General features: G+C 68.2%; 17 protein-coding genes. 10 read left to right on the top strand and 7 right to left on the bottom strand.

Features of this window, described 5'->3' with window-relative positions; translation table 11 throughout:
* The first annotated feature begins 11 nt into the window (after positions 1–11).
* The 3 genes from A5745_RS03590 to A5745_RS03600 all read left to right on the top strand — a co-directional run bounded on the left by A5745_RS03590 (position 12) and on the right by A5745_RS03600 (position 5,107).
* Positions 12–1,895, top strand: a complete 1,884-nt coding sequence (locus A5745_RS03590; RefSeq protein WP_083662692.1) for an MFS transporter — start codon at positions 12–14, stop codon at positions 1,893–1,895.
* Between the two features lie 123 nt (positions 1,896–2,018).
* Positions 2,019–3,161, top strand: a complete 1,143-nt coding sequence (locus A5745_RS03595; RefSeq protein ID WP_076115123.1) for a glycoside hydrolase family 76 protein — start codon at positions 2,019–2,021, stop codon at positions 3,159–3,161.
* Positions 3,158–5,107: an acetoacetate--CoA ligase gene (locus A5745_RS03600; protein WP_076115124.1), complete on the top strand. Its 1,950-nt coding sequence runs from the start codon at positions 3,158–3,160 to the stop codon at positions 5,105–5,107. Before A5745_RS03595 ends, A5745_RS03600 begins: the two co-directional genes overlap by 4 nt.
* Here the strand turns inward: A5745_RS03600 and A5745_RS03605 are convergent.
* Positions 5,069–5,785 carry a DedA family protein gene (locus A5745_RS03605; protein WP_076062740.1) on the bottom strand — a complete coding sequence of 239 codons (717 nt, stop codon included), beginning with the start codon at positions 5,783–5,785 and terminating at the stop codon, positions 5,069–5,071. The two genes, A5745_RS03600 and A5745_RS03605, sit on opposite strands and share 39 nt — an antisense overlap.
* 73 nt (positions 5,786–5,858) lie before the next feature.
* Between A5745_RS03605 and fbaA the strand changes: the two genes are divergently transcribed.
* On the top strand, positions 5,859–6,890 hold the full coding sequence (gene fbaA / locus A5745_RS03610) for a class II fructose-bisphosphate aldolase (RefSeq protein ID WP_076115125.1): 1,032 nt from the start codon (positions 5,859–5,861) through the stop codon (positions 6,888–6,890).
* Here fbaA and A5745_RS03615 read toward each other — a convergent pair.
* On the bottom strand, positions 6,887–7,747 hold the full coding sequence (locus A5745_RS03615) for a hypothetical protein (protein ID WP_076115126.1): 861 nt from the start codon (positions 7,745–7,747) through the stop codon (positions 6,887–6,889). The genes fbaA and A5745_RS03615 overlap by 4 nt on opposite strands.
* An 18-nt stretch (positions 7,748–7,765) precedes the next feature.
* Between A5745_RS03615 and A5745_RS03620 the strand changes: the two genes are divergently transcribed.
* Positions 7,766–8,179: a DUF3151 domain-containing protein gene (locus A5745_RS03620; RefSeq protein WP_076115127.1), complete on the top strand. Its 414-nt coding sequence runs from the start codon at positions 7,766–7,768 to the stop codon at positions 8,177–8,179.
* Here the strand turns inward: A5745_RS03620 and A5745_RS03625 are convergent.
* The 4 genes from A5745_RS03625 to A5745_RS03640 are packed head-to-tail and all read right to left on the bottom strand — an operon-like array spanning position 8,176 to position 10,964.
* Complete coding sequence (locus tag A5745_RS03625) at positions 8,176–9,075, bottom strand: cation diffusion facilitator family transporter (RefSeq protein WP_076062735.1); 900 nt, start codon at positions 9,073–9,075, stop codon at positions 8,176–8,178. The two genes, A5745_RS03620 and A5745_RS03625, sit on opposite strands and share 4 nt — an antisense overlap.
* A 41-nt stretch (positions 9,076–9,116) precedes the next feature.
* On the bottom strand, positions 9,117–9,896 hold the full coding sequence (locus A5745_RS03630) for a site-2 protease family protein (protein WP_076115128.1): 780 nt from the start codon (positions 9,894–9,896) through the stop codon (positions 9,117–9,119).
* Between the two features lie 9 nt (positions 9,897–9,905).
* Positions 9,906–10,274, bottom strand: coding sequence for a DoxX family protein (locus A5745_RS03635; RefSeq protein ID WP_076115129.1), 369 nt, complete (start codon positions 10,272–10,274; stop codon positions 9,906–9,908).
* Positions 10,275–10,307: 33 nt separating this feature from the next.
* Complete coding sequence (locus A5745_RS03640) at positions 10,308–10,964, bottom strand: peptidase M50 (RefSeq protein WP_076115130.1); 657 nt, start codon at positions 10,962–10,964, stop codon at positions 10,308–10,310.
* A gap of 81 nt (positions 10,965–11,045) precedes the next feature.
* On the opposite strand from A5745_RS03640, the gene A5745_RS03645 reads away from it, so the two are divergent.
* The 5 genes from A5745_RS03645 to A5745_RS03665 are packed head-to-tail and all read left to right on the top strand — an operon-like array spanning position 11,046 to position 15,925.
* Entirely contained in the window at positions 11,046–12,344 is a 1,299-nt protein-coding gene (locus A5745_RS03645; protein ID WP_076115131.1) for an adenylosuccinate synthase, read from the top strand.
* A complete protein-coding gene (locus tag A5745_RS03650) occupies positions 12,341–12,979 on the top strand; it encodes a PaaI family thioesterase (RefSeq protein WP_076062726.1) in 639 nt (212 codons plus the stop codon). Before A5745_RS03645 ends, A5745_RS03650 begins: the two co-directional genes overlap by 4 nt.
* 35 nt (positions 12,980–13,014) lie before the next feature.
* Entirely contained in the window at positions 13,015–14,289 is a 1,275-nt protein-coding gene (gene purT, locus A5745_RS03655; RefSeq protein ID WP_076115132.1) for a formate-dependent phosphoribosylglycinamide formyltransferase, read from the top strand.
* Entirely contained in the window at positions 14,286–14,708 is a 423-nt protein-coding gene (locus A5745_RS03660; RefSeq protein WP_139329434.1) for a rhodanese-like domain-containing protein, read from the top strand. The genes purT and A5745_RS03660 overlap by 4 nt, the downstream gene beginning before the upstream one ends.
* A complete protein-coding gene (locus A5745_RS03665; RefSeq protein ID WP_076115133.1) occupies positions 14,705–15,925 on the top strand; it encodes an O-succinylhomoserine sulfhydrylase in 1,221 nt (406 codons plus the stop codon). The genes A5745_RS03660 and A5745_RS03665 overlap by 4 nt, the downstream gene beginning before the upstream one ends.
* Here the strand turns inward: A5745_RS03665 and A5745_RS03670 are convergent.
* Entirely contained in the window at positions 15,922–17,301 is a 1,380-nt protein-coding gene (locus tag A5745_RS03670; protein WP_076062721.1) for an NAD(P)/FAD-dependent oxidoreductase, read from the bottom strand. The two genes, A5745_RS03665 and A5745_RS03670, sit on opposite strands and share 4 nt — an antisense overlap.
* Positions 17,302–17,474 lie beyond the last annotated feature (173 nt).

The raw sequence follows: 17,474 nt of genomic DNA on the forward strand, positions 1-17,474 counted from the left end.
CCAGACAGTTCATGGCAGTGAGCACCCAAACCGACATTCCCGGCAGCGCCGCCGGCCGTGAACAGCGGCCGCGCGGACAGCACCCATGGCTGGTCCTGGCGGTCATCGGCATCGCCCAGTTGATGGTGGTGCTCGACACCACCATCGTCAACATCGCGTTGCCCTCCGCGCAGGCGTCCCTGCATTTCGGCGTCGAAAGCCGGCAATGGATCATCACCGCCTATTCGCTGGCGTTCGGCAGCCTGTTGCTCCTGGGCGGACGGCTGTCGGACATCTTCGGGCGCCGCCGGACGTTGCTGATCGGTCTGGCCGGATTCGCCGCCGCATCCGCGGTCGGCGGCGCGGCGGCCAGTTTCGCGGTGCTGGCCGGCGCGCGCGCATTCCAAGGCGCCTTCGCGGCGGTGCTGGCCCCGGCGGCCCTGTCCACCCTCAACGTCGTCTTCACCGACACCAAAGAGCGCGGCAAGGCGTTCGCCGTGTACGGCGCGATCGCCGGCGGCGGCGCCGTCGTGGGTCTGTTGCTCGGCGGCGCGCTCACCGAGTGGCTGTCGTGGCGGTGGTGTTTATACGTGAACTTGGTTTTCGCGGTGGTCGCCGCCGCGGGGGTGCTGGCGTTGGTGGCGGCGAAAGATCACCGCGGCAGCCTGGCCCGGCTCGACTGGCTCGGCGTCATCACCGCTTCCGGGGGCTTGTTCTGTCTGGTTTACGGCCTGTCCAACGCCGAAACACACAGCTGGAGCGCGCCGCTGACCGTCGTGATGTTCATCGGCAGCGGCCTGCTGCTGGCCGCCTTCGCGGTGATCGAGGCGCGGGCCGACGCCCCGCTGCTGCCGCTGCGGATTGTCATGGACCGCAACCGCATTGGCGCATACCTGGCCATCATGATCGCCTTTTGCAGCATGTTCAGCGCCTTCTTGTTCCTGACCTACTATGCCCAGCAAAACCTTGGCTATAGCCCGCTGAAGACCGGCGTGGCTTTCTTGCCGCTGGCCGGTGGTATCGCGGTGGCGGCCGGTCTGGCCAACGCTCGATTGATCCCGAGGCTGGGTCCCCGCCGGGTGATTCCGCCCGGGATGCTGATCGCCGCCGGCGGCATGTTCTGGCTGGCCCAGCTCGACGTCCACTCCACTTACGCGGGCAACGTGTTTGGCCCGCTTCTGGCCCTGGGAGTAGGCATGGGGTTGACGTTCGCGCCGGCGATCGCCACGGCGACGGCAGGTGTCGCCGGACCCGATGCCGGCGTCGCGTCGGCGATGGTGAACACCAGCCAGCAGATCGGCGGTGCCATTGGAACGGCCGCGCTCTCAACCATTTTCGCGTCCGCGCTGACCCGCTACATGGCGAGTCATCGGCCCCCAAGCCCCGCTCTGCAACCCGCCGCCGCAGTGCACGGCTACACCGTCGCGTTCGGCGTCAGTTGCGGGCTGTTCCTGGCGGGGGCAGTGACTACCGCGCTGCTGCTGCGTCGTGAACCCGTGACTGAGCCGCACGACCGCGACACCGGCGACGGTGCCGACCGAGTCACGGTCGGAATCATCGCCGATCTCGAGCGGAAGATCGGGCGCCTGGAAGCCGAAAACCGCTACCTGTCAGCACAATTGAGCCACCTGAGCGCGGACAACCCGCCGCCGGTATCTCGCCCCGCGCCGCGCAATCCAATCAGATTGGACGCCAAGCTGCTTGGGGCCGCACTGGGCATTGCGCTGATTGCCATCGCCATGATGGCCGCGACATCGCCAGCATCGCGATCGAACACCGGGGTTGTCTGGAACTGCGTCGCCCACACAAAACCACAAGCCGTGCACTACCGGCCGGGTTCCCTCAACCAACTGGCCAACGCCCCCGACTGCGAATTCGTAGGTGGCAAGCTAGTGGGTGTTCCTGGGCGCATCTGATCTCCCGCATCGAGTGTGCACTGAGGGCGGAATTTGTCGGCGTGTCGCCGCCGTGCACGCACACTCAAAGCCGTCAGCGCACACTCGACGAGGCGGGCGCGGCTTGAGGCAGGATCGGACGGTATGGACCAGCTATGGGCGAACCGGGCGGCCAGCTCCGAAGCCGCGATCGCGCAACGACACCTGAAACGGCTGTGGGCGTTGCCGGGCACCCAGCTCGGAGTCGTCGCCTGGCCGTCGACCCGCAAGGACCGCTTGTTCGGCACCTGGCACTACTGGTGGCAGGCGCATCTGCTGGATTGCCTCGTCGATGCGCAGCTTCGGGATCCGCGGCCACAGCGGCGCACCGCGATCAACCGCCAGGTGCGCTCGCACCGGCTGCGCAACAACTTTCGCTGGACCAACAGCTATTACGACGACATGGCGTGGCTGGCGCTGGCGCTGGAACGGGCGGCGCGGATCGCGGGCGTCGAACGCCACCGCGCGTTGCCCAAGCTGGCCAACCAGTTCGTCACGGCGTGGGTGCCCGAGGACGGCGGTGGCATTCCATGGCGCAAGCAAGACCAATTCTTCAACGCGCCCGCCAACGGACCGGCGGGGCTCTTCCTGGCCCGCTACTCCGACAGCCATCCCGACGTCCTGAAACGTGCCGAGCAGATGGGCGACTGGATCGACGCCACACTGATCGACCCCGAGACGCACCTGGTGTTCGACGGCATCAAGGCCGGGTCGCTGGTACGCGCGCAGTACACCTACTGCCAGGGCGTGGTGCTCGGGCTGGAAGCCGAGTTGGCGTCGCGCACCGGCGCGGAAGCCAGGGCCCGGCATCAGGCGCGGGTGCGCCGCCTGGTCGCGGCCGTCGACGAGCACATGGCGACGTCGAGGGTGCTCAAGGGCGCCGGCGGCGGGGACGGCGGACTGTTCGCCGGCATCACCGCCCGCTACCTCGCGCTGGTGGCCACCACGCTGCCGGGCGACTCCGCCGACGACGCGGTGGCCCGCGACACCGCACGCGCATTGGTGCTGGCCAGCGCGAAATCCGCATGGGACTACCGGCAAACGGTGAACGGGCTGCCGGTCTTCGGGCCGTTCTGGGACCGCGACGCGCAATTGCCCACCGCCGACGGCCACGCGGCGCAATTCGTCGCGGGCGCGGTGATGGAATCCGAGGTTGCCGAGCGCGACCTGTCTGTGCAGTTGTCCGGGTGGATGCTGATGGAGGCCGCCTGTAACGTCACCGCCGTGACGGCGGCCGGCGCGACATGACCGAACCCGGCGACTGGATCCCCAACCAGGCAACGCTGGCGCAAGCCAACCTCACCCGTTTCCTGCGCTGGCTCGCCGAGAGCGGACGCGGCGAATTCGAGGACTACCACGCGCTGTGGGCCAAGTCGGTGGCCGACATCGAATGGTTCTGGGACGCGGTCTTCACCTATTTCGACGTCCAGGCGGCCAACCCACCCCGCTCGGTGCTGGGCAACCGTGCCATGCCGGGCACCGAGTGGTTTCCGGGCGCCACGCTCAACTACGCCGCCGAGGTATTCCGGCACGCCACCGCCGAGCGACCCGCCCTAATCGTCGTCGGCGAGGACGGCTCGAGCGAGTGGTCGTGGGCCCGGCTGGAGCGGGAGACGGCGGCGTTCGCGGCCTACCTGAACGGCCTAGGCGTCGGGCCCGGCGACGCCGTCGTCGGGTATCTGCCCAACGTCGCCGAAGCCGTCGTCGCCGCCCTGGCCGCGGCCAGCGTGGGCGCGATCTGGGCGGTGTGCAATCAGGACCTGGCCGTCGAGGGTGTCGTCGCCAGGCTGGGCCAACTGGAGCCGGCCGTGTTGGTGGCCAGCGACGGCTCGCGCTACCACGGCAAGCGCATCGATCGCCGCGACGAGCTGACCATGATTCGGCGGGCACTGCCGACCCTGCGGGCCACCGTGGTGGTGCCGCGGCTCGGGCTCGACGTGGACCCCGACGGCGTGACGCCGTGGGGCGCGGCCGTCCGTGGGGAAGCCGCCCTGGAGACCACGGCGGTCCCGTTCGCGCACCCGCTGTGGGTGCTGTTCTCGTCGGGCACAACCGGCAAGCCGAAGGGCATCGTGCACGGCCACGGCGGCGTGCTGCTGGAGCACCTGAAATATCTGAGCCTGCAGCTGGACCTGCACCCCGGCGACCGGTACCTGTGGTATTCGTCGACCAGCTGGGCGATGTGGAACATTCAGCTGTCCGGTCTGCTGGTCGACACCACCATCGTGCTCTACGACGGCAGCCCGACCCATCCGACGACCGACGGCCTCTGGCGGGTCGCCGCCCAGGCCGGTGTCACGTTCCTCGGCACCGGGGCCGGCTACCTGTTGGCCTGCGCCAAGGAAAGGCTGAAGCCCGGTGCGTCGTATCCGCTGGACGCCCTGCGCGCGGTGGGTTCGACGGGTTCACCGCTGCCGGCGTCCGGATTCCGTTGGGTACAAGAGGGACTCGGCCGGTGCGTTCCGGTGATCTCGATGAGCGGTGGCACCGACGTGTGCACGGCGTTCCTCGGCGGTTGCCCGATTCTGCCGGTGGTTGCCGGCGAGCTGTCGTGCATCTGCCTGGGCGCGGCCGTCGAATCCTGGTCGGCCGACGGACATCCGGTGATCGGCGAAGAGGGCGAACTCGTGCTCACGCAACCGATGCCGTCGATGCCCGTCTGTTTCTGGAACGACGACGACGGCAGCCGTTACCGCGCCGCGTACTTCGACAAGTACCCGGGCGTGTGGTGTCACGGCGACTGGATCACCATCACCGACCGGGAATCGGTTGTGGTGCATGGCCGTTCGGATGCCACGCTCAATCGGTTGGGTGTCCGGATGGGCAGCACCGAGATCTACAGCGCGGTGGAGGGCCTGCCCGAGGTGCGCGACTGCCTGGTGGTCGGCGTCGAGCAGGACGACGGCGGCTATTGGATGCCGCTGTTCGTGGAGCTGACGGACGGTGTCGAACTCGACGAGGAGTTGAAGTCGCGCATCGTCGGCGAGATCCGTCGGCACGCCTCACCGCGGCACGTGCCGGATGCCGTCCTCGCGGTTGCCGGTATCCCGCGGACGTTGACCGGCAAACGCTTGGAAATCCCGATCAAACGGATCCTGCTCGGGGCGGCACCAGGTGAGGCCGTGCAGCGCAGTTCGGTCGACAGGCCGGAACTGCTAGACGCTTTCGTTGCGTACCGGCGGAGTCGGGTCTGACTCGGGTTCCTGCTCGGCCGCGGGCTGCTTTCCCGCGCGGCGGCGCCCCCGGTAGCCGCGCCACGCGGCGATGAATGCCGGCATCAGCGACACGAACAGGATGGCGAGGATGATCTTTTCCAGGTTCTGGTGGACGAACGGCACCGTTCCCAGGAAGTAGCCCGCCAGCGTCGCGCCGCCGCCCCAGGCGATGCCGCCGACGATGTCGAACCCGAGGAACACCGGGTAGCGCATGTACGACACCCCGGCGACCACCGGCACGAAGGTCCGCACGAACGGCGCGAAGCGGGCCAGGATGATCGCCCACGGCCCGTACTTCTCGAAGAACGCGTGCGACTCCGTCACGTAATGCTTCTTGAAGAACCGGGAGTCTTCCTTCTTGAACAGCGCCGGCCCGATCCGCCGCCCGATGAAATACCCGCATTGATCGCCCAGGATCGCGACCAGCGCGACCGCGGGCGCCAGCACCCAGATGCTGGCAGGCGGGTTCGGGTGCGCGGCCAGCAGCCCGCCGGTGAACAACAGCGATTCCCCGGGCAGCAGCGGGAACAGCAATCCGGTCTCGATGAAGACGATGATCAGGATCCCGGGCAGCACCGCGGACCCGAAGACGCCGTTGGCGCCCAGCCAGTACATCGGGTCGAGGATGTCCGGCAGGGCCGTGACGGCGGTGCGCATGGTGGTTCAACATACCGTCGTTGCCTTGCGGGCCGGGAAACAACGCCCGACGCGTGGTTGCGATACTTACCGCATGCCTATCGCAACGCCCGAGGTCTACGCCGAAATGCTGGGCCGTGCCAAGGAGAACTCGTACGCGTTCCCGGCCATCAACTGCACCTCCTCGGAGACCGTCAATGCCGCCATCAAAGGCTTCGCCGACGCGGGTAGTGACGGCATAATCCAGTTCTCTACCGGAGGCGCGGAGTTCGCGTCGGGGCTCGGGGTGAAAGACATGGTCAGCGGCGCGGTGGCGCTGGCCAAGTTCACTCGCAGCATCGCTGCCAAATACCCGATCAATGTCGCGTTGCACACCGATCACTGCCCGAAGGACAAGCTGGACACGTACGTGCGGCCGCTGCTGGCGATCTCGGCCAAGCGGGTGGCCGCCGGCAAGGACCCGCTCTTCCAGTCACACATGTGGGACGGCTCCGCGGTGCCGATCAACGAGAACCTGGAAATCGCGCAGGGGCTGCTCAAAGAGGCCGCGGCCGCCAAGATCATCCTCGAGATCGAGATCGGCGTGGTGGGCGGCGAAGAGGACGGTGTGGCCAACGAGATCAACGACAAGCTCTACACCACCCCGGACGACTTCGAGAAGACCATCGACGCGCTGGGCCACGGCGAGCACGGCAAGTACCTGCTGGCCGCGACCTTCGGCAACGTGCACGGCGTGTACAAGCCGGGCAATGTGAAGCTCCGCCCCGACATCCTGGCCCAGGGGCAGAAGGTGGCGGCGGCCAAGCTCGGGTTAGCCGAGGACGCCAAGCCGTTCGACTTCGTCTTCCACGGCGGCTCGGGCTCGCAGAAGTCCGAGATCGAGGAGGCGCTGCGCTACGGCGTGGTGAAGATGAACGTCGACACCGACACCCAGTACGCGTTCACCCGCCCGATTGCCGGGCACATGTTCACCAACTACGACGGCGTCCTCAAGGTCGACGGCGAAGTGGGCAGCAAGAAGGTCTACGACCCGCGCAGCTACCTCAAGAAGGCCGAAGCCGCGATGACCGAGCGGGTCATCGAGGCCTGCAACGACCTGCACTGCGCCGGGAAGTCCGTCAGCTAGCCGCTGGGGGACTGGCAGATCTCCCACTTGTCGTCGCGGTATTGCAGGTCCAGGCTGCGGGTCGAGCGCACCTGCGGGTCGTAGGCCATGAAGGTGGTGACGTTCGCCTCGGCGTGTTGGCCGTTGACCACCACCTGGTCGATGCTGGCGATCACCGGATATTGCTTGGCCGCCGAGACGCGCTGGTAGGTCTCGGCCCACGCGTGCTCGTCGTAGTCCACATACCCGTCGCGGGTGGTGCCGCACGTGATGCTGCGCAGCGCCGTCAGATCGCCCCGCTGCACGGCGACGTCGAAGTCCTGGATGGTGTGGCGGACCTGATCCTCCGGCGAGACCTTCAAGTGCTTGCTGCGGGTCAGCAGCACCGTGCCCAGGATCGCGATCGCCGCCAACGCCAACACCACGACGATCAGCGCCAGCACCAATCCCCAGTTGAATTGCCTTGATGTCCGGACCTTTTCCCCGTCGCGCGGTGGAATTGATTGTGGTACGGCCGATTTCGGCGGCGGGCCGGCGGGGGGAGTTGTCACCGGGGTCGTCGGCGGCGATGCGAAGACCTCGGTGGCGGGCTCGGAGGTGGTGGCGATGATCGCTGTCTCTTTCGCGTCGAATCCCGGTGCGGTGAAACGACGTTCGCGCTGCTGGCCCTCCGGATTCTCCGGGGCGCCGGCCGGGTCGGGTTTGTTGATCACCACGGTCTCGGTCTCGGCGTCGTTGGGAATCAGGGGCTGGCCCTCGGGTTGCTCTTCGCCGGGCTCCGCGGCCCACTCGTCGGCCGGGTCGCTCCGGGATTCCGGCGGCTCGGACCCAGGCCGGTTCGGCGCGCCGCCGCGGTCGGGCTCGGGTGCGTTGGCCATGACGGCAGAATAGACGACATGACGCCGATGGGTGATCTTCTGGGACCTGATCCAATTCTGTTGCCTCCTGACAGCGATGCCGAGGCCGCGCTGCTCGCCAAGGAGAACCCGGGCATCGTCGCCGCCGCGCATCCGTCGGCGTCGGTGGCCTGGGCGGCGCTGGCCGAGGAGGCGCTGGCGGACGACAAGGCCATCACGGCCTACGCGTATGCGCGGACGGGTTATCACCGGGGCCTGGATCAGCTGCGCCGCAACGGCTGGAAGGGTTTCGGGCCGGTGCCGTATTCGCACGAGCCCAACCGGGGCTTCCTGCGATGTGTGGCGGCGCTGGCGCGCGCCGCCGACGCGATCGGCGAGACCGACGAGTACGCGCGTTGCCTGGATCTGCTCGACGACTGCGATCCCACCGCCCGCGCGGCGCTCGGCCTCTAGCAGCCGTCCGAGCAGTCGCCGTTGCCGCCCGGGCCGTCGATCTGAACCGTGGCGTGGTGCAGCCCGCGCGCGGACAACACCGCTCGCGCGTCCTGCAGCACCCGGGCCGAGTCGGCGGTGCTGGTCAAGTGCGCGGTGCACATGTCCTTGCCGGGCGAAAGCGTCCACACGTGCAGGTCGTGCACTTCGGTCACGCCGTCGACGGCGTGCAGGGCCGAACGCAGCTCCTCGACGTCGATGTGGACCGGCGACGATTCGGACAGGATCCGGAGCGCGTCGCGGGCCAGGGAGATGGCCCGGGGCAGCACCCACAGCGCGACCAACACCGCGACCACCACGTCGGCGTACGGCCAGTGCGTGGTGACGGTGACCACGCCGGCGATCAGGACGCCCAGGCTGCCGACCGTGTCGGCGACGACCTCCATGTAGGCGCCCCGCACGGCCAGGCTCTGCGACGAGTGGGACCGCAACAGCAGCGCCACGACGAAGTTGGCGGCCAGGCCGGCCAGCGCGACCACGATCATCGGCACGCCTGGGATCGACGGCGCGTCCCGCAGCCGGCGGACGGCCTCCCAGAGGATGAACAGCGCGACGCCGATCAGCAGCCCGGCGTTGGCGACCGCGGTGAATACCTCGGCGCGATGCCAGCCGTACGTGCGCGCCGGCGACGAACTGCCGCGGCGGGCCAGCATGACGGCGGCCAGGCCCATGAACACGGCCACCACGTCGGTGAGCATGTGGCCGGCGTCGGCCAGCAACGCGATCGAATTGATCAGCAGCGACGTCGTCAACTCCACGACAAAGAAGGCCGCCAGAATTGCCGCGGCCATGATCATGCGGGGGATCATCCGCGACGCGTCTGCCTCGGCAGGGGTGTGGTTGTGACCGGCGCCCATGGAAATGCAATATATGCGTGATTGCGCATGTATTGCAAGCGTCAGAACCAGCGGCTCCAGAACCGGGTAAGGGAGTTGCCGGCGGCCGCCAGCATGTGGGGCACGCCCGAGAGATCGAACAGCCAACCCACGATCCCGAAGAGCCATTGGTTCAGCACCGGCGCCAGGAGCACGAACAGCAGGATGAAGATTCCCCACTGCTTGGCGGGTGCCACCGCGCGCTGGGTCTCGGGGCTCAGGTGTGGCTCCAGGGCGTCGTAGCCGTCCAGGCCCGGGATCGGCAGCAGGTTCAGCACGACGGCCATGATCTGCAGGAAGCCGAGGAACGCGACGCCGGCCCACAGCACCACATGGTTCGGGTCCAAGAACAACCGGGTGAGCGTCAACAGCAGGATCGCCAGCAGCAGGTTGGCCGCGGGGCCCGCCAGGCTGACCAGGGTGCGCCGCGTGGGCGTCATGAACCCCGTCCGCAGGTACACCGCGGCGCCCGGCAGGCCGATCCCGCCCAGGGCGATGAACACCATCGGCAGCAGCAGCGACAGCCCGGGATGGCTGTAGCGCCGCGGATCCAGTGTCAGATAGCCGCGCACCGCGGCGTCGTGGTCGCCGAAGCGCCAGGCGGTCAGCGCGTGCCCGAATTCGTGCAGGCACAGCGACACCAGCCAGCCGGCGATCACAAAGGTGAAGACCCCGGCGTAGGCCAGCGGACGCACGGTCGCCCCGGCCAGCCAGGCCAGCACGCCGCCGACCGTGGTCAATCCGAGCAGGGCCAAGAAGATCGGGCTGGGGCGCACCGATTCGTGCACCCTGGGAAAGCTCACCGATCGAAACTACCGGACCGCCACGCGCCGCCGCTGTGGGCGCAGCGCCCAGGAGGCGACGGCCAGCCCCACGAGAATGACAGGACCCACCAGCGTCTTGGCGTCATCGCCGGCCCAGATGTGGGAGGCCGTCGCGCCGAGGTAGATGAACATCAGGCCCGCGTACGCCCATTCCTTGACCAGGGGCAGGCGCGGCGCCAGCAGCGCGACGCCTGCCGCCACGTAGCAGACGCCGAGGATGGTCATGAAGTACGGCGGATAGCCCAGATGCGTCACAACGCCCTTGAACGGTTGCAGGCGTAAGGCGCCCATCACTCCGCCCACAAAACACTCGGCGGCGAGCAGGCCGGTCGTCGTCCAATAACCGAAGGCACGCATACAACAACGACACCGCGCGGACCCGAAATGTGACTACCGGACCAGCAGCCACCCCTCGACGTGGCGGTAGAACGTCGACCGGCGCGCGGCCCGGGGCGCCGGAACACCGTCGCGCACGACGACGACGCCCGTGCTGCCCAGCTGGACGGCGCGACCGGTAATCCATCGGCCGCCCTGAGTCCTGGCCCGCAGTCCCGGGACCGCCAGCGTCGGCTCGATGTCCAGGCCGGCGACGTCGCCGTCGAACAGCGCAGTGTCATCGACGACGGCCTCGCCGTGCAGGGGCTCCCGGTCCTCGGCGGGTCGCCAGCTGGCCCGGCCCACGATCGCCGAACCTGTCTCGTCGCGGATCAGCGGCACCCGCCGGGCCGTTCCGCGCCGGGCGCGCCGGGCCGCGCGGCGTCCGGCCGCCAGCCGGTAGACCCGGGTCGCCGCGGTGCGCCGGCGCGGCACGTACGCCACCTCGACGTCGAGCCGTTCCGCCCGCAGCAGCCGGGTGAGCACCGCGGCCAGGTCGGCGTCGCCACCGACCACCACCAGCCGTCGGTGCGGACCGATCGCCTCGTCGATGGCGGCCGAGTCGGCCGGGCCGTCGGCTCGGCGGATCGGCAGGCCGTTGAGCCGCCCGGGCACCCGCGCGTCGCCGAACACCAACACCGCCACACCGGGCGTGGTATCGGCCGTGTTCACGACACTCCTCGCAAATCGCTGGGATAGGGTAGGTCACCGGCTGGACCACAATAAGCAGGCGAGACCAGGTGGGAGCATGTCATGCCGGCAATCGTCCTCATCGGCGCCCAATGGGGCGACGAGGGCAAAGGTAAGGCCACCGACCTGCTTGGTGGGCGCGCGCAGTGGGTGGTGCGCTATCAGGGTGGCAACAATGCCGGGCACACGGTCGTCTTGCCGACCGGTGAGAACTTCGCGCTGCATCTGATCCCGTCCGGGGTGTTGACGCCGGGCGTCACCAATGTGATCGGCAATGGCGTGGTCGTCGACCCCGGTGTGCTGCTCGACGAGCTGAAGGGCCTCGAGGCCCGCGGGGTCGACACCTCCAAGCTGTTGATCTCCGCCGACGCGCACCTGCTGATGCCCTACCACGTCGCCATCGACAAGGTCACCGAGCGCTACATGGGCAACAAGAAGATCGGCACCACCGGCCGTGGCATCGGGCCCTGCTATCAGGACAAGATCGCCCGCATGGGAATCCGGGTCGCCGACGTGCTCGACCCGGAGCTGTTGTCGCACAAGGTCGAGGCGGCGCTGGAACTCAAGAACCAGATCCTGGTCAAGGTCTACAACCGCAAGGCGCTGGAGGCGGACCACGTCGTCGACGTCCTGCTGGGCCAGGCCGACGGATTTCGGCGCCGCATCGCCGACACCCGGCTGTTGCTCAACGCCGCGTTGGAAGCCGGCGAAACGGTGTTGCTGGAGGGCTCGCAGGGCACGCTGCTCGACGTCGACCACGGCACGTATCCCTATGTGACATCGTCGAATCCGACGGCGGGCGGTGCGGCCGTCGGATCCGGGATCGGCCCGACGCGGATCACCACCGTGCTCGGCATCCTCAAGGCCTACACCACACGGGTGGGCTCCGGCCCGTTCCCCACCGAATTGTTCGACGAGAACGGCGAATACCTCTCGAAGACCGGCGGCGAATTCGGTGTCACCACCGGGCGGCGCCGGCGCTGCGGCTGGTTCGACGCGGTCATCGCCCGCTACGCCACCCGGGTCAACGGCATCACCGACTACTTCCTGACCAAACTCGACGTCCTGTCCAGCCTGGAGACGGTGCCGGTGTGCGTCGGCTACCGGATCGACGGCACCGAGACTCATGAAATGCCGATGACCCAAAGCGATCTGCACCGCGCCGAACCGATCTACGAGGAGCTGCCCGGCTGGTGGGAGGACATCTCGGCAGCGCGCGAGTTCGACGACCTGCCCGCCAAGGCCCGTGACTACGTGTTGCGCCTGGAAGAGCTTGCCGGAGCACACGTTTCGTGTATCGGCGTCGGTCCCGGACGCGACCAGACGATCGTGCGCCGCGACATCCTGGCGGCCCGCCCGTGACGGACGCGGACCCCAAAGAACTCGACCCCGAATACGAGCATCACGGTGGCTTTCCGGAATACGGCCCGGCCAGCCCCGGCGCCGGATTCGGCCGCTTCGTGGAGTCCATGCGCCGGCTGCAGGACCTTGCCGTGTCCGCCGACCCCGGTGACGGTGTCTGGGACGACGCGGCCGATCGGGCCGCGGCGCTGGTGGAGCTGCTGGGCCCGTTCGAAGCCGACGAAGGCAAGGCGCCGGCCGGGCGCACGCCCGACCTGCCCGGCATGGGCAGCCTGCTGCTGCCGCCGTGGACGTTGACGCGGTATGCGCCCGACGGCGTCGAAATGACGGGCTATTTCACCAGGTTCCACGTCGGCGGCAACCACGCGGTGCACGGCGGTGTGCTGCCGCTGCTGTTTGACCACATGTTCGGGATGATTTCGCACGCCGCGGGACGGCCGATCAGCCGGACGGCCTTCCTGCACGTCGACTACCGCAAAATCACCCCGATCGATACGCCGTTGGTGGTGCGCGGGCGCGTCACCAGAACCGAGGGACGCAAGGCGTTCGTGTCCGCCGAATTGGTCGACGGCGATGACGCGGTGTTGGCCGAAGGCACCGGCCTGATGGTGCGGTTGCTGCCGGGCCAGCCCTGAGCAGCGCTTTTGCGCCGCCGACCTATCCTTGTGCAGTGACTGACGGCTTGACCCACGGACCCGCCGACGACGACAAAACGTCGGCGATCGTGGTGGCCCCGCAGACTGGCGAATCGCGCGCCGGCGCGGACGGCGACGTGCGGCCCCGCGTGATGCTGCTGGGTTCCGACGAGCTCGGCCGGGAGCTGACGATCGCCTTGCGGCGGCTGGGCGCCGAGGTGATCGCGGTCGACGGTTATGCGGGTGCACCCGCGCACCGGGTCGCCGACCAATCGGTCGTCATCGCCATGACCGACTCCGACGAGCTGTCGGCGGCCTTCCTGCGGCTGCAACCCGACTTCGTGGTGACCGCCGCCGAGGCGGTCTCCGTCGATGCCCTCGACGCCCTGGCCACCGGGACCCACAACGAGCTCGCCGAAGCGGTGCCCAGCGCCCGCGCCGTGCGGCTCACCGCCGACCGTGAGGGCCTGCGCCGGCTGGCCGCCGACCAGCTGGGCCTGCCCACGGCGCCGTTCTGGTTCGCCGGATCGGTCGGCGAGCTCGAGGCGGTGGCCGCGCACGCGGGGTATCCGCTGCTGGTCAAACCCGTCAGGGGGCCGGCGGGCCCGGGACGATCGATGGTCGACGGACCCGACGACATCGGGCCCGCCTGGCGGCGCGCCGCGGGCGGTCATGCACAACCGCGGGTGCTGGCCGAGGCGGTGGTCGAGATCGAATTCGACGTCACCCTGTTCGCGGTGCGCAGCGAAGGCGCGCGCGGGCCGGTGATCGAGTTCTGCCCGCCCATCGGTCATCGCCGCGCCGAGGCCGGCCTGCTGGAATCCTGGCAACCCCAAGAAATGAGCGGCGCCGCTATGGACGCCGCCAGATCCGTCGCCGCGCGCATCGTCAAGGCGCTCGGTGGGCGCGGGGTCTTCGGCGTCGAATTGATGATCAACGGCGACGAGGTGTACTTCAACGACGTCACCACATACCCGCGGCAGAGCGCCTGGGTAACCCTGCGCACCCAGCGGCTTTCGGTGTTCGATCTGCAGGCACGCGCCATTCTCGGTCTGCCGGTGGACACGATCATGATTTCGCCGGGTGCCGCCCACCCGATCCCGCGGACCGACGGGGGCGGGTTTCCCGGCGCCGACGCGCTCAGCGGCGCGCTCGCGGTTCCGGAAGGCGATCTCCTGGTGTTCGGCCCACCCGCGGGTGCGGCGCGCCAACTCGGTGTGGCGCTCGCCACAGCGCCGGCCGTGGCCGTCGCGCGGGACCGCGCCCGACAGGTGGCGACGGCGGTGAATATGCGAGACTCACGCGGGTGAGCTACGCAGGAGATATCACGCCGCTCGAGGCATGGAAGATGCTCAGCGACAACCCCCAGGCGGTGCTGGTCGACGTACGCACCGATGCCGAATGGCGGTTCGTCGGTGTGCCCGACCTGTCCAGCCTCGGCCGGGACGTGGTGTACATCGAGTGGAATACGACCGACGGGACGCGCAACGAGAACTTCGCGGCCGAACTGCGGAACCACATCCCGCCCGCAGCGGACGGCGAAGAGCGGCCGGTGGTATTCCTGTGTCGCTCGGGCAACCGCTCCATCGGAGCCGCCGAGGTCGCGACCGAGGTCGGCATCACCCCGGCCTACAACGTGCTGGACGGCTTTGAAGGTCATCTCAACGCTCACGGCCATCGTGGCGAAACAGGTTGGCGGGCAATAGGATTGCCCTGGAAGCAGTTATGACCGACGTTCCGTCGGTCCGCATTCCCCAGCCGCTGCCGGACGGAGTCAGCCAGGCCACCACCGGGGTACGCGGCGGGATCCTGCGGTCCGGATTCGACGAAACCGCCGAGGCAATGTATTTGACGTCCGGCTACGTCTACGAGTCGGCCGCCGACGCGGAGAAGTCGTTCACCGGCGAAATCGACCGCTTCGTGTACTCCCGATACGGCAACCCCACCGTGTCCATGTTCGAGGAACGGTTGCGGCTGATCGAAGGGGCGCCCGCGGCATTCGCCACCGCGAGCGGCATGGCCGCCGTGTTCACCTCGCTGGGCGCGCTGCTGGCCGCCGGGGACCGATTGGTCGCCTCCCGCAGCCTGTTCGGGTCGTGCTTCGTGGTGTGCAACGAGATCCTGCCGCGTTGGGGCGTAGAGACGGTGTTCGTCGACGGCGACGACCTCGCGCAGTGGGAGCGGGCGCTGTCGGTGCCCACCGCGGCGGTGTTCTTCGAGACGCCGTCGAATCCGATGCAGTCGCTGGTCGACATTGCCGCCGTCACCGAACTGGCCCACGCCGCCGGGGCAAAGGTGGTGCTGGACAACGTGTTTGCCACGCCGCTGCTACAGCAGGGCATTCCGCTGGGAGTCGACGTGGTGGTGTACTCGGGCACCAAGCACATCGACGGTCAGGGCCGGGTGCTGGGTGGCGCCATCCTTGGCGAAAAGGAGTACATCGACGGTCCGGTGCAGAAGCTGATGCGCCACACCGGTCCGGCAATGAGCGCCTTCAACGCCTGGGTATTGCTGAAAGGCCTTGAGACGCTGGCGATTCGCGTCGAACATGCCAATTCGTCGGCGCAGCGGATCGCGGAATTCCTGGAGTCTCATCCGGCGGTGAGCTGGGTGCGCTATCCCTATCTGACGTCACACCCTCAGTACGATCTGGCCAAACGTCAGATGACCGGAGGCGGCACCGTGGTCACGTTCGCGCTCGACTGTGCGGAAAGCGCGGCCAAGCAACGGGCCTTCGACGTGCTGGACAAGCTGCAGCTGATCAACATCTCCAACAACCTGGGCGACGCCAAATCGCTTGTCACCCACCCGGCGACGACGACGCACCGGGCGATGGGTCCCGAGGGCCGCGCCGCGATCGGGCTGGGCGACAACGTGGTCCGCATCTCGGTCGGGCTGGAAGGCGCCGACGACCTGATCGCGGACATCGACCGGGCGCTGAGCTAGCCCGCTTGCCTTTCGGCGGCATCGGCGCGCTCGGCCGCGGCCAGCGCCCCTTCCTCCGCGTGTGCCTGCATCCAGTTCGTCACCACCCTGGCGTAGACCATCTGGCTGGTGATGGCCATCTGACCGCGGGTGCGCCCCAGGAAGGAGATGCCCCAGGCGAACATGGCCGCGATGCGGTTGCGGTGGCCGATCAGGTAATACAGGTGCAGCACCAACCAGGCCAGCCACGCGATGAAGCCGCCGAACTCCAGCTTGCCGACCTGCGCCACGGCGCTGAATCGCGACACCGTCGCCATGCTGCCCTTGTCGAAGTACTTGAACGGTTTGCGGTTTGGCGGGTCGTCCTGCCCCTTGAGTCCGTGTTTGATCACCGTGGTGGCGTAGTGCGCGCCCTGGATCGCGCCCTGCGCCATCCCGGGCACGCCCTGCATCGACATCAGATCGCCGATGACGAAGACGTTCGGGTGCCCCTTGACGGTGAGATCGGGTTCCACGATCACCCGCCCGGCGCGGTCGACTTCGGTTCCGTCGGACTGGTCGGCGATCATCTTGCCCAGCGGGCTGGCCTGCACTCCGGCCGCCCATACCTTGCAGGCGCATTCGATGCGCCGTTCGCCGCCGTCCTTGTCCCGGATGGTGATGCCCTTGTAGTCGACGGCGCTCACCATCGCGTTGAGCTGGATCTCGACATCCATCTTCTCCAGCCGGCGTTGCGCCTTGAGGCCCAGCTTCTTTCCCATCGGCGGGAGCACCGCCGGGGCGGCGTCGAGCAGGATCACCCGGCAATCGCTGGGTTTGATGGTGCGAAAAGCCCCGGCCAGCGTGCGCTCGGCGAGTTCGACGATCTGTCCGGCCACCTCGACGCCCGTCGGCCCGGCGCCGACGACCACGAAGGTCAGGCGCCGCTCCCGCTCGGCCGGGTCGGTGGCGACCTCGGCCGCCTCGAACGCGCCCAGGATGCGGCCGCGCAGCTCCAGGGCGTCGTCGATGGTCTTCATGCCGGGCGAGAAGGTGGCGAACTGGTCGTTGCCGAAGTACGAGGTCTGCGCGCCCGCAGCGACGATGAGGCTGTCGTACGGGGTCACGGTCTCCATGTCGATCAACTTCGACGTGACGGTCTGCGCGTTGAGGTCGATGGCGTTGACCTCACCCAACAGCACGCGGACGTTCTGTTGCTTGCGGAGGATCAGCCGGGTCGTCGGGGCGATGTCGCCTTCGGACAGGATCCCCGTCGCCACCTGATACAGCAGCGGCTGGAACAGGTGCGTGGTCGTTTTGGAGATCAGCGTGATGTCCACGTCGGCCCGTTTGAGCGCCTTGGCCGCGGTCAGGCCGCCGAATCCGCTTCCGATGATGACCACGCGATGGCGTGACATAGCTACCCCTTTCGCCTTCGCAGCGCATACCCACCCTATGACGTGACGAACGTGACCTGCGATCAATATTGATGTCGAGGGTTGTTTGTTAGGCGGCGTTGAGGCATTGGCGGCTTCTGGCGCTGAAAACCGTTGGTGAAATGCGACGTTCGAACCTCCGTCGGGTGCCTGGT

The sequence above is a fragment of the Mycobacterium sp. IS-2888 genome (assembly GCF_001954215.1).
Taxonomy (GTDB): domain Bacteria; phylum Actinomycetota; class Actinomycetes; order Mycobacteriales; family Mycobacteriaceae; genus Mycobacterium.

Excerpts from the sequence above, each read along its gene's own strand:
- A5745_RS03590 (WP_083662692.1), top strand. The coding sequence starts at position 12 with ATGGCAGTGAGCACCCAAACCGACATTCCCGGCAGCGCCGCCGGCCGT.
- A5745_RS03595 (WP_076115123.1), top strand. The coding sequence starts at position 2,019 with ATGGACCAGCTATGGGCGAACCGGGCGGCCAGCTCCGAAGCCGCGATC.
- A5745_RS03600 (WP_076115124.1), top strand. The coding sequence starts at position 3,158 with ATGACCGAACCCGGCGACTGGATCCCCAACCAGGCAACGCTGGCGCAA.
- A5745_RS03605 (WP_076062740.1), bottom strand. The coding sequence starts at position 5,785 with ATGCGCACCGCCGTCACGGCCCTGCCGGACATCCTCGACCCGATGTAC.
- fbaA (WP_076115125.1), top strand. The coding sequence starts at position 5,859 with ATGCCTATCGCAACGCCCGAGGTCTACGCCGAAATGCTGGGCCGTGCC.
- A5745_RS03615 (WP_076115126.1), bottom strand. The coding sequence starts at position 7,747 with ATGGCCAACGCACCCGAGCCCGACCGCGGCGGCGCGCCGAACCGGCCT.
- A5745_RS03620 (WP_076115127.1), top strand. The coding sequence starts at position 7,766 with ATGACGCCGATGGGTGATCTTCTGGGACCTGATCCAATTCTGTTGCCT.
- A5745_RS03625 (WP_076062735.1), bottom strand. The coding sequence starts at position 9,075 with ATGGGCGCCGGTCACAACCACACCCCTGCCGAGGCAGACGCGTCGCGG.
- A5745_RS03635 (WP_076115129.1), bottom strand. The coding sequence starts at position 10,274 with ATGCGTGCCTTCGGTTATTGGACGACGACCGGCCTGCTCGCCGCCGAG.
- A5745_RS03645 (WP_076115131.1), top strand. The coding sequence starts at position 11,046 with ATGCCGGCAATCGTCCTCATCGGCGCCCAATGGGGCGACGAGGGCAAA.
- A5745_RS03665 (WP_076115133.1), top strand. The coding sequence starts at position 14,705 with ATGACCGACGTTCCGTCGGTCCGCATTCCCCAGCCGCTGCCGGACGGA.
- A5745_RS03670 (WP_076062721.1), bottom strand. The coding sequence starts at position 17,301 with ATGTCACGCCATCGCGTGGTCATCATCGGAAGCGGATTCGGCGGCCTG.